We start from the raw sequence: 12,104 nt of genomic DNA, 5'->3' as shown, positions 1-12,104 counted from the left end.
AAAACGCTGCAATTGGAACAAATTGACGGGAAAAAATCTGAAAATAATTAAATGAGTTCATCCTGAAACTTAGAATTTGCTCCTGAACCGTACATGCTGAATAATCGTTCAATTTCTGTTCATGAAAACAGTTATAGAAATTATTAACTGGTAAAAGTGAAATGGTTTTTGGGATAGGCTCGATAAGAAAAAAGCTTTATATGGCATTTGACCTTCAACAAGTAGAAAAAACCTGTAAAAAGAACTTTCCTGTAGAATTATTCATTAAAAAATCTCAGATTTTGGATATGAACACGAATGTGGTATTTAAACTCTAAAAAGAAAAAAATATCTAAATAGGGGTATCAATCATAAATATCTTAGTAACTGGCGGAGCAGGCTTTATTGGTTCCCATTTGATAGAGAAATTGCTTGGTGAAGGCAACGAAGTCATATGTTTGGATAATTTTGATAATTATTACGATCCTCAAATAAAAAGAAATAATGTGGAACTTTTTCTGGAGAATGAAAACTTTCAGCTCATCGAAGGAGATATTAGAGATAAAGTTCTTTTGGAAGAAATTGTCCAGACAGTTGATTACGTTTTTCATGAGGCTGCCCAGGCAGGCATCAGAATATCAGTTAAAGAACCCATGAGACCTCATGAAATTAACGCGACAGGTACTCTAAATTTACTGGAAGCTACCCTTAATTCCAATGTTAAGAAAATTATTAATGCCTCTTCATCTTCAGTTTACGGAAAAGTGGAATATCTCCCTTTTGATGAAAACCATCCCAACCATCCAGTATCACCTTATGGAGTTTCAAAACTGCTGGCCGAACATTACTGTAGGGTTTTTGAGGAACTCTATGGCTTAAAAAGTGTATCTCTGCGCTATTTTACGGTTTACGGACCAAGGATGAGACCGGACCTTGCAATCAACATTTTTACTAAAGCCGCCCTGAAGAATGAAACAGTCGCCATTTTCGGAGATGGAAAAAAAACCAGGGATTTCACCTATATTGATGACATCGTGAGGGCAAACCTGATCTGCATGAAAAAAGGCAGCGATGTTTACAATATTGGTAGCGGGCATTCTATCACCATCAATGAACTTGCCTCGAAAATTATTGAGATCAACGAAAGCGAATCGGAAATTGTTTACACGGATTCTATGAAAGGAGACGCAGAACACACTCTGTCAAATTCTAAAAAAGCATGGAAGGAGATCGGGTGGAAACCTGAAGTAACGATAGAAGATGGTCTTGAGAGGTATGCAAAATGGATCTCGAACTCTCAGTTGTGATTCCCGCTTATAATGAAGAAGAAAATATCGAACCCTGCTACAGGGAAATCACATCTGCCCTTGAGCCTCTCGGGATTAATTACGAAATAATTTTTGTGGATGACGGTTCAAAAGATTCTACTTTTAAGGAGCTTCAGAACCTTAGCAAAAATGATAATAAGTTGAAAGTTATTAAGTTTAGGAAAAACTTCGGGCAGAGCGCAGCCTTAAGAGCCGGGCTTGATCACGCCGCAGGCAGAATAATTGTTACAATGGATGCGGACCTCCAAAACGACCCGAAAGATATCCCGAAATTGCTGGAAAAACTCGAAAAAGAAGATCTTGATGTTGTCTGTGGATGGAGATTTGATCGAAAGGACCCCCTTTCAAAAAAGTTTGTTTCAAAGTTTGCAAATCGGCTAAGAACGAGATTTACAGGAGAAACTATTCATGATTCCGGTTGCACTCTACGAGCTTATGTGAAAGAAAGCACCGAAGACCTGGAACTATACGGAGAACTGCACAGATACATCCCCGCCATGCTTTCCTGGAAAGGATATCGAATAGGAGAAATAAAAACGAATCACAGGGAGAGAAAATATGGGAAAACAAAATATGACTGGAAAAGAATTGTTAAAGGTTTCCTTGACCTTCTGGTTGTAACTTTCTGGCAGAAATATTCCCTGAGGCCAATCCATATTTTCGGAAGCATGGGAATTGTTTTGAGCTTTTTTGGTGGAATCGTTTCCTTGTATATAGTTATTTTAAGATTATTTTATGGAATCGGGATTACCGACAGGCCGTTATTTACAGTTAGTGTTATGTCCCTGGTTATAGGCATACAATTTTTTACTATTGGTATTCTTGCAGATATTTTGGTAAAGATATACTATGGCCAGAATGGACGGAAGAATTACCTTGTCGAGAGGATCATTGAATGAGGATTTTAATGTTAAATTACGAGTTCCCTCCGCTGGGGGGTGGAGGAGGGGTTGCTGCCAAAAAACTTGCAGAAGGTTTTATTAAACTTGGTTATCAGGTTGATTATGTTACAACCGGATTCAATGGCTTAAAAAATTATGAAAATGTTGATGGAATTAATGTTTATAGAGTTAATGTCATCGGGCGAAAAGAACTATCTACTGCTACACTTCCTTCTATGGTCAGTTTCCCTTTTTTAGCTTACACAAAAACTTGCAAACTGTGCAAAATAAATCAGTATTCGTTTATTAACACTCATTTTGCTGTTCCGAGCGGACCCCTGGGAATCTGGATATCTCGTAAATTTAACCTGCAGAATATTCTATCCATATATGGAGGAGATATCTACGACCCTTCCAAAAGTTATTCTCCTCACAAAAAATGGTACTTAAAGAAAATTGTAGAATGGGTATTAAGTAATTCAAGATATGTTGTCGCTGAATCATCGGATATTAAAGATAATGCATTAAAATACTATAATATTGAAAAAGACATAAACATTATTCCTTTAGCTTACGAGCCTATTATGTTTGAAAAAATCAACCGCAAGGGATTGGGATTGGATGAGAATTTATTTTATACTATAAGTGTGGGGAGATTGGTGAAAAGAAAAGGCTTTGATTTTTTGATTAAAGCTATAAAAAACACTCCTGATAATGTTCATGCGTTGATTATTGGAGAAGGCCCCGAAAAAGAGAATCTGGCTAATTTAGCTGAAGAATTGAATATTTCAGACAGAATTCATTTTTTAGGATTTGTTTCAGAAATCGAGAAGTTTCAATACCTTCAAAACTCTGATATTTACGTGCTTTCTTCAGTACATGAAGGGTTCGGGATCGTTTTGCAAGAGGCTATGCAGGTTGGTCTTCCAATAATTTCAACTGATAACGGTGGTCAGGTTGATTTTATAAAAGAAGGAAAGAATGGATATCTTGTTCGTTATGGAGACGTTGAAACTTTGGCTGGGATGATAAATAAATTCGAGCAAGACAATCAACTTAAAATTAATTTTACAGAGTACAATAAGAAGGAAATTAAAAAATTTGAAGACGAAAGAATATGTAAAGAATATCTTGGAATGTTGGATAGGAGTTAATTTAATTACAAACTATCTCTTGGGATGTTGGTATAAGAGATAATAAAATTACAAACCAATTTAAGCAACAAATTACTCCTTTTAAAACACTCTGAGATATATGAAACTTATATCTGGCAAAGCATCTACAATAAAGTAATTAAATACGGGATGGTTGGGATATTATTTTTTACATAAATATTGATATCCATACAATCCTAATAACACATAGTAAAAAACTCCGATAATATGAACAACTATACCTGAGTTGATTGCAAGCTCCTTAGACAATCCTATTCCAACAAAGCCAATTGTCCACCCAACTTCATAAGTTCCGAACCCTCCCAGTCCCTGGACAGGAAGAACGGACATAAAAACTACAAAAGTAGAAGCTAATAAAACTTCAAAAAAACCAATATTGATGTCTAAAGATTTAATTAAAGTATAATTCATAAAATATAAAGTAAACCAGATGATAAAAGAGATTATACACAATTCCATCATTTTACCGCTATTCTTTATATTTTGGAAGCTGTCAACTATCTCTTTTGATTTTCCTAAAAAGAGGTTAACTAAACCGTTTTTATCCAGTTTGAGAGTTATGAAAACTGCATCAGTAAACCTCAAAAAAATTTCACCTGCATAAAGCAAGACTATCAAAAAAATAGCCAGCAAAACCGTAAATGAAACGACTAACCAGATAATGCTAGAAAACGTTTCGGGAAAATCATGTACAAAAAGCGAAGAGATAAAAAACAGTAGTGAGATTGTAATAAAATCAAGTACCCTTGCAACCAATAATGTTGCAACTCCTTCTCCGGTAGATTTATTGTGATATCTTTTCAACATGTATATGTAGGAAAGTTCACCAGACCTTGCCGGAAGAATACTATTTACCATATTATGGACGCACACGACATGAAAAAGATCGTTGATAGATATTTTTTTGTCTAAAAGGAGATGGAATCTTAATCCTCGAAGAAGATAACTTAAGATATACAAAAAAAAACCCAGGATCAAATAAGTTATATCAATATTTTTAATTGTTGAGATAAGGTCCTCTATTCTGATCTGAGATAATATAATTCCAAGAAGCAAAAAAGTTACAAGCACAGATATAAGCTTTTTTCTAGTAATATATTTCATAAGTAATTACCCATTTTAGCCAAGACCAGATAGATTGCTGAGATAGTAAAATATTGTTAGCAACGGTCATAATATATCTATTTTACGCCTGTTCTATTTAGAGCCTATCCGAAAAGTGGTTACTTGCTGTAACTTTCACAATATGCAATATGCAAAACCGGAACGGATACTCTGATATTATAGACCTATTGTGACTTCTCAACATGCATTACTGACTTTTCGGATAGGCTCTTAGGCCTATTAGAACTTTCATATTCCTCAATGTTTAATATTAAATTCTGATGTTAAACTGAGAACAATACCTTACTTCAATTGAACGCTTGAATACGCTTTTCGTTGAATCGATTCTTTGTCCCCACTTTTAAGATATGAACCGCCATATTTGAAATGTTAAAAGAAGCATTAGTGATATTGCTGTTAGCGGAATTACTTTAGAACTATAAAAATATTTCTATTCATTATTTTGTGTATAGAGTTGAAGAAGAGTCCATCACCCATACCAATATAAAATTGGAATCATGAATTTAGAATCATATCTGTATGAAACCGATGATGTTCTACAGATAATAAAATATTATCTCCCATCATAGAATTTAGACATGGGGAAACTTTGTTCCGACTTAAGGAATTTAACGAATGGAGTTTTGTGCTTTGTTATGGATTTATACTTGGAAAAATGTTTCCGTAACCAAGGTTTAAGTCAACACTCATTAATTATAGTAACTGGAAGAAAGTAACAGGAGTAAAATTGAATATTTTAATTGTCTTGTTTATTTGGAGAGTTTGTCTTCCCTATCAGTGTTGTTCCTGCAAATAAGAGCAACTTAACTCTTTATATGATTATTTACAAATTAGTGCAGGGATCTAAAGGAAGGCTTATTCGCAGATCTTCTACATGACAGCTGATTCAATACACCAGTAAACATAAGAAATCTAAAGTAAAAGGAGAAGGAGATTCGGAAGGAAAATTGGGAAGAATTTAAAGAGAAAAATGCAATAGAAAGGTTTTTAGCCGAATAGAGTCGTGCAAGAAAGTATTAACAGGACATGAAATCAAAGAAATATCATACCCGAAAAATGTAGTTCAGGAATCACATAAGATAAATAGAGTTTGAAATAGGCTTTAAGAAACTTCCAGCTTAGCGGTTTTATATGGAAATAGTTCTGGGAAAAATATCGATAAAAAAATTATTTTTACATAAACCCAAAAGTGATAAAACCTTTTTAAGTTTGAACTTTCTGAATAAAAGTATATGGTATACATAATTTTATAATAACATATTTCTATTTAGAAGAGGATACAATGGTATTTAGCATCCCAGATAGAGAAAAATTAAAAAAACATATACATGTCCCAATTTGGTATTTTCAGAGAAATAAATTAAATGAAAATATCAAAATTTTAACATTGTATACCTTATTTACTTTTATACTCACTTATCCTGTAATTTTTAAAATACGCACACATATTCCGGGAATGACAGATGCATTTCAATGGATAAGATCACTTTGGTACACGCCAACAGCTTTATTCAATCCCGACCTCACAAAATTAACACATGATTACTTAATATTTTATCCTTATGGAGTGCCAGTAACACCATTACATTCTGCATTTAATCAAGTTGTCTCGTATGTATTATCTAGAGTAATGGAGATCCATATAGCATACAATATACTATTTTTATTCTCGTTTATTTTTGGAGCATATGGCACATATTTACTTATAACCTACCTCTCCGGGGACAAACTGGCTTCATTTATAGCTGGACTGGTGTTTGCATTCTCGCCGTACCACTTTGCACATTCTCTTGGTCATTTGGGGGCTGTCAGCATCGAGTGGTTACCCTTTTGTGCTTTATACTTAATGAAAATGTTTAGAGAAGGGGGAGTTCGAAACAGTTTTTTTGCAGGAGTATTCTTTATTTTTGTAGCCATGAGCGATCTTCAATACATGGTATTCATGGGAATTTTTGTAATGTTATTATTTTTATATGAAATCTATATTTTTTTAAGAGAAGAAAAAAAAGACTACAGAGAAATATTCGAAAAAATCTTTTATAAGTACGCTTTATTTGGAGTGGTCTCATTCTCAGGTTTGATACCTCTCACAATAGACAACCTCCTAATAGCTATATCTAATGAAAATTTTTTGAAATTAAACCCATTTGAAGCTGTTACGTTCTCGACTGATTTACTAAGTTTTTTCCTTCCATCTGTTTTTCACCCAGTATTCGGAGATTTTACTAAGGACATTTACAGCAATTTCTCAGGAAATGTCAGTGAGAATACAACCTATATCGGATATACTGTCATTTTACTCTCTTCGTTCGCAACCATTAGACTTAAAGGAGATAAATGTGTAAAATTTTGGTCAATAGCTGCATTGTTTTTTTCGTTAATAAGCCTTGGTCCACTTCTTCACATAAATGGTAACACAACGTTTACAGTGTTCAATACTACTGTCCCTCTTCCCCATTTAGTTTTATATTATTTGATCCCATTTCTGGACAACTGCAGGACAGTTGGGAGATTTTTTGTAATCGCTTCCCTCTCATTCGCAGTTTTGACTGGTTATGGAATTTCAGAATTACTAAAATCTAATAAAAATAATAAAAAGATAATTGCAATTATAATAAGCAGTTTGATAATTTTTGAATATTTAGCAATTCCTTTTCCGGTATCAGCTGTGAGCCGGCCATCATTTTATGAAGAAATCTCACAGGATAAAGACAATTACGCACTGCTCGAAATACCTGCAACTCTAAATTATAATGCAGGTGTAAGTATTATTTATTATCAAACAATACATGGAAAACCTGTCGTAGGTAACTGGGCTGCCAGATTACCATCCAATGCAAGAAATTTTGAATTAAATACACCTGTGGTAAGAGAATTAACCTATTTACAGCCTTTTACTGTCGATATTCTGAACCAGGATATAAATAGAGTCGGAACATCCATTTTGAATAATTATAACATATCGTATATTATATTACATACAGATTATATGGATAACAAAGAGGTTAATCTAGCCAAGAGATTGATACAGGAATCGCTCCATACGGAACAAAAAACATACGAAAAAGATTCTCTGATCGTATATCGTGTAAAAAAAGAGCCTGTAAAACCATTTATGATTTTAAAGGATAATTGGTATGCTCTGGAGGAATGGGACGGAGTCCCAACTAGATGGATGTCGAACAATGCTACACTAATAATATGCTCAAACGAAAAAATAAATAAAACCCTTAGTTTCCGAATACTCAGCCATCATAGTCCAAAAAACATAGAAATCTATGCTGGAGATGACTGTTTCGAGGAAACCATACCAACAGATTTCACTTATATGAAAATACCATTAACTCTTGAAAAAGGAGAGAATATTATAGAATTTTCTACCTGGGAGAAATCCATTTCTCCTGCACAAATTAGCGATAGTCCGGATACGAGAGAACTTAGTTTTGCAATGCAAAACATTACAGTATCTTAAAGAGTTTCTTATTTTCTTATGAAAGAAACTTCAGGTTGGTAAAGATGGAGAGTAACTCCCCATTTTCGGTGGATTAGAACTCTCCAGTTTTCAAAGATTGAGAACAGAAGACCCTGCCCTGTTTTTCTCGCCTCTGTCGGAAATTAAAAGACGGGTTTTGAGGGAGAAAATCAATGGTTAAAGGCTTTGTGAGAGAGGTTTGACCCTACTTTCGGCAGGTAACTTGATTTTTTCCAAGTATTTTTACTGATAGCGTTTTTGTGGGAAAACACATTTTCTTCCACATTAAACATTACTGCAAAAATGGTTCGTTACTTATATAGGGCGTAAGATTTGAGTCATATGTTAACCAGCTCCAAGTATATTACAAATTTGCAGAATGTTTAAAAAACAATATCAGCAAAAATATTTAATTCATAATGTCGACCTGCCGAATATAAGTTTGACATAATAAGGGATTCCTATGGTATTGATATGGATAAAACCGGTGTACAGGAGCAGGCAGGTTAGGCAAGATAGTAACAGTTAAAGTTGATAAAAAGGTAGTAGGACCACCTATTTTTTTACCAACTCCCCCAGTAAATGTAAATACTTCATTTCCACTTTTTCCCATGTATAAATTTTTTCAATAAATTTTCTTCCATTATCTCCCATTTTATTCAGAATATCTCTGTTTGAGCATAAGAAATTCAGACATTCACGAAATTCATCGTAACTCTGATACCAGAGACCTGCATTACTCCTTATGCAGTGACCTTTTAAGACATCACATTCCCCGTTTACAAGTACAGGAGTCCCGCATCCCATCGACTCAAGTGTAACTAATGATAAGCTTTCATAGGGGGATGGCATAATCAAAAACTGAGCATTTTTAAGAAGAGAGTATTTTTCAGCCTCGGAAACAAAACCAAGATATTTTATCTTATCATGTTTTGGAACACCTATGGCATCATATCCTGCCAGAACAAGAGAAGGAATTTCTGGAAACTCCTTTAACAATTTAAGATAATATTCGAACAACTTGTAACAGCCTTTAGAACCTTCAATCCTGCCGAGGTAGAAAATATAATCCTTATCTTCCAGACCCTTGTATTCCGTGATAATTTCAGGAATTTCGATTCCACACCCAACAATATCAAAGATTTTTCCTTCTTCTTTCAGGTCCGTTTTTGCTTTAATTAAGTTTTGTTCTTCAGGAGTGCTGTATATGATACCCCTGACATTCATAAATAGTTCTTTCGTAGTAGACAGGTCAAGAGCAGGGTCATTTTCTGCGAAAGGGGCAACCAAAGATTTGTTTCCTACCTCTTTGATCCCATAATAACTGGGGTAATACCTGAATGTAAAAAATACAAAGGCATCGTAGTTGTCTTTGTTTTTGGAGATATATTCTATCAATTCAGGGCAGTAAGGCCCCTGTTCATTTATCCATAAAATTTCGTCTTCCCTGTTGTGAGTGGTAAAAAAAGCCTTTTCCTGAATCTTGCTGTGCTTATTTAGATCTCGTTTTTTTGAATTTGCAAATCTTCGAACCAGGACACCATTTATGGTTTCAGTTCCTTTTTTGTAATCATTTTTCCATGTATGGTAATCTTTTGCACAGGTGGAGAGGACTTCTATTTCATGATATTTTATCATATGTTCAGCAATAAGTCTGGTTAGATATTCCGCACCTCCAATTATATCCTCGCCGTATCTCTGGACGACAAATGCGACCTTCATAAATCAACTCCCTCCTTTAATTTATCAACAATTGATTGGGCTATTATTTCCCAGGAGTACTTTCTTTCTACCAGATTTCTTGCACTTATTTTCAGTCTTTGTTGCAATTCCTCGTTCACCAGTAACACAGAAATTTTTTCCTGGAACTCTTCAGCAGGACAGATGAGAGCATGCACTTCATTTTCTGTATCCAAACCTCTTGCCCCTACAGAGGTACTGACTACGGGGATTCCTGCACTCATATAATCCAGCATTTTGAGGTTTGTACCTGATCCGCTAAACATGGGGTTTATGGCAATATCTGCCAGCTTATAGATCTCATACTTTTCGTCCTCGTCAACAGTTCCAAAAGACAGAACGCTTCGAGGCAGTTTCCCGTATTCGTCTAAATAATAATCTTTGACGCTCCCAACCACTAAAAATTTATATTTCGTATTTATTCTGCACAGTTTGTCTGTTATAAACTTTAAAGCTTCAAGATTTGGAGGGTGCCAGCTCCCAACAAAAATAATAGTGGTAAAGTCTGATAATCCTGTAAGTTCCTTTTGTTTTTTTCTTTCTTCATTTTTTATAAAATGTATTTTGGTGGTATCAACTCCATTTGGAGTAACCAGAATTTTTTCAGGATTAGCCCCATAAACTTCAATTAAATTCTGTTTATCCTCTTCAGATGTACAGAGTATTAGATCTGATTTTAAGGATGCCTCTTTTTCGGTATCATATATTTTAGTTATATACCCGGAATCCTTAACGTAATCTTTTTTAAGTAAATATTCAAGGTTGTGAGCTTCATAGATTACTTTTTTATTTTTGTTTATAAATTTATTTAAAGGCCACAAATATGGATGTGAAAAAACTACAATATCCGAATCTACTGCTAGTTCTTTTATTTTTCCTACATATTCTTTTGAATAATCAACGAAATCTATCATAGCTACATCATAAAGGTTTGCCCCAACTTTTTTCTCGGCTTCCCATTGATACCTCGCATGTTCTGTACTCTGAGGAATACAGATTTGCTTTAATCCATTGTCCAGAACAAGATTCTGATATTGCTTATTTGCTTCAATTATTGAACAGATTGTTACATCAAACTCTTTTGCCAGTAGAGAATATATATTATATAATCGGTGTTGACCTCCCCCTCTCGGGGGATAACATGAGTAAGTGGCCAACACAAGAATTTTCTCTCTATTAGACGTTATAATGTTCTTTTTAGCAGGACTAAAAATATCCTTCTTAACAGGAGCAGAAACACCCTTTTTAGCAACAAGTTGAGATGAAAAATTCTTCCATGTTATGCCCTTCACGCTCTGGTATGCAGCAAACCCCATTTTTCTGGCGATTTCCGGATTTTCAATAAGATAATTAATTTTTTCAGCAATTTTTTGAGGTTCCGATTCTACAATATACCCGGTTTCGGAATCTTTAACAAATTCCAGAGGTCCTCCACTGTCTATTGTAGTGATAACCGGTTTTTTGCTCATCATTCCCTCAATTGTAATTAAGCCGTAGTCTTCGTCAAAAGGAACAAATAGAACGGCAAGAGAATCAGAATATAATTTTATAAGTTCATCTTCGCTCACAAAATCAAGGAATTCTATTCTGAGATCGTTTTCTGCCATTTTTTTTAGTTTATCTTCATCTGGACCGGTTCCCGCAATTTTCAATTTCACATTATGGGGGACATGTTTCATTGCCTTAATTAGAAGATCGATCCGCTTTGGACCATCAAGGCGGCTTGCAGTAAAAAGGTAACTATATGAATTACACTCAAAATTCTCTATTTTTGAAGGAGGATAATTTACATCTACCTGCACATTGAGAGGAAAGTAATTTGCTCGCTTTTTTACATTATTCGACATTGTGAGGTATCTATCGACTCTTTCAGGAGCAAGTGCATATTCATCAAAAAAATGGATAATCTGCCTGATAAAGGGTCCCGGAAATCTGAAAGTTTCGTTATCATATTTTTTTTGCTCTTTTTTCAACTCAAAAAGCCTTTCAAACACTCTATCAACATTCTGTTCGGATTTATAAGTATGAACAAGATCCAGAACCTCTTTGACAAGGCCTGTTCTGAGTTTAGGTGCAACCTCGTAAGCCTCGTTGCAGAAGTGATAAGTATCAAACAATCCTCGCAAGTGATGCACCATATAGACAGTATGATTATCATGTTTAAGCATCCAAGAAGGATACTTGGTAGAAATCACCATATCAAAATGAGAAAGGTCTAGCTGATAAAACTTATAATAGGACTCGATTAGATCCCAGAAACTGTTTTCTTTAATTGGAACTTTTATAAGTTCACATTGGTGGGATGTATGTTTATTTATTGAACTTTGCATTCCAAGAAAAAGTAGTTCTGCTCCCCCAAGAGTGAAAGGTACAGGACTCGGTGCAACAATTGCAATTTTCATTA

General features: G+C 34.6%; 7 protein-coding genes. 4 read left to right on the top strand and 3 right to left on the bottom strand.

The features are described 5' to 3' along the window. Positions 1–335 precede the first annotated feature (335 nt). The 3 genes from MA_RS06165 to MA_RS06155 are packed head-to-tail and all read left to right on the top strand — an operon-like array spanning position 336 to position 3,342. The gene (locus MA_RS06165; protein ID WP_226990845.1) at positions 336–1,286 is read left to right on the top strand and encodes an SDR family oxidoreductase; all 951 of its coding nucleotides are present in this window, start codon (positions 336–338) and stop codon (positions 1,284–1,286) included. Continuing rightward, entirely contained in the window at positions 1,262–2,206 is a 945-nt protein-coding gene (locus tag MA_RS06160) for a glycosyltransferase family 2 protein (protein ID WP_011021208.1), read from the top strand. Before MA_RS06165 ends, MA_RS06160 begins: the two co-directional genes overlap by 25 nt. Further along, a complete protein-coding gene (locus MA_RS06155) occupies positions 2,203–3,342 on the top strand; it encodes a glycosyltransferase (protein WP_011021207.1) in 1,140 nt (379 codons plus the stop codon). Before MA_RS06160 ends, MA_RS06155 begins: the two co-directional genes overlap by 4 nt. A gap of 162 nt (positions 3,343–3,504) precedes the next feature. On the opposite strand, the gene MA_RS06150 is transcribed toward MA_RS06155, so the two are convergent. Continuing rightward, positions 3,505–4,467 carry a lysylphosphatidylglycerol synthase transmembrane domain-containing protein gene (locus MA_RS06150; RefSeq protein WP_011021206.1) on the bottom strand — a complete coding sequence of 321 codons (963 nt, stop codon included), beginning with the start codon at positions 4,465–4,467 and terminating at the stop codon, positions 3,505–3,507. Between the two features lie 1,303 nt (positions 4,468–5,770). On the opposite strand from MA_RS06150, the gene MA_RS06145 reads away from it, so the two are divergent. Continuing rightward, positions 5,771–7,960 carry a hypothetical protein gene (locus tag MA_RS06145; protein ID WP_011021205.1) on the top strand — a complete coding sequence of 730 codons (2,190 nt, stop codon included), beginning with the start codon at positions 5,771–5,773 and terminating at the stop codon, positions 7,958–7,960. A 555-nt stretch (positions 7,961–8,515) separates the two neighbouring features. Here MA_RS06145 and MA_RS06140 read toward each other — a convergent pair. After that, positions 8,516–9,682, bottom strand: coding sequence for a glycosyltransferase family 4 protein (locus MA_RS06140; protein WP_011021204.1), 1,167 nt, complete (start codon positions 9,680–9,682; stop codon positions 8,516–8,518). Then, the gene (locus MA_RS06135) at positions 9,679–12,102 is read right to left on the bottom strand and encodes a glycosyltransferase family 4 protein (protein ID WP_048066188.1); all 2,424 of its coding nucleotides are present in this window, start codon (positions 12,100–12,102) and stop codon (positions 9,679–9,681) included. The genes MA_RS06140 and MA_RS06135 overlap by 4 nt, the downstream gene beginning before the upstream one ends. Positions 12,103–12,104: the final 2 nt, after the last annotated feature.

It is taken from the genome of Methanosarcina acetivorans C2A (genome assembly GCF_000007345.1).
GTDB lineage: Archaea > Halobacteriota > Methanosarcinia > Methanosarcinales > Methanosarcinaceae > Methanosarcina > Methanosarcina acetivorans.
Note: the sequence above shows the minus strand (reverse complement) of the source record. Positions and strands in the feature narration are given on the sequence as shown.

Bases quoted from the DNA above. Each gene is read 5' to 3' on its own strand.
- MA_RS06155 (WP_011021207.1), top strand. From the start codon at position 2,203: ATGAGGATTTTAATGTTAAATTACGAGTTCCCTCCGCTGGGGGGTGGA.
- MA_RS06135 (WP_048066188.1), bottom strand. From the start codon at position 12,102: ATGAAAATTGCAATTGTTGCACCGAGTCCTGTACCTTTCACTCTTGGG.
- MA_RS06140 (WP_011021204.1), bottom strand. From the start codon at position 9,682: ATGAAGGTCGCATTTGTCGTCCAGAGATACGGCGAGGATATAATTGGA.
- MA_RS06160 (WP_011021208.1), top strand. From the start codon at position 1,262: ATGGATCTCGAACTCTCAGTTGTGATTCCCGCTTATAATGAAGAAGAA.
- MA_RS06150 (WP_011021206.1), bottom strand. From the start codon at position 4,467: ATGAAATATATTACTAGAAAAAAGCTTATATCTGTGCTTGTAACTTTT.
- MA_RS06145 (WP_011021205.1), top strand. From the start codon at position 5,771: ATGGTATTTAGCATCCCAGATAGAGAAAAATTAAAAAAACATATACAT.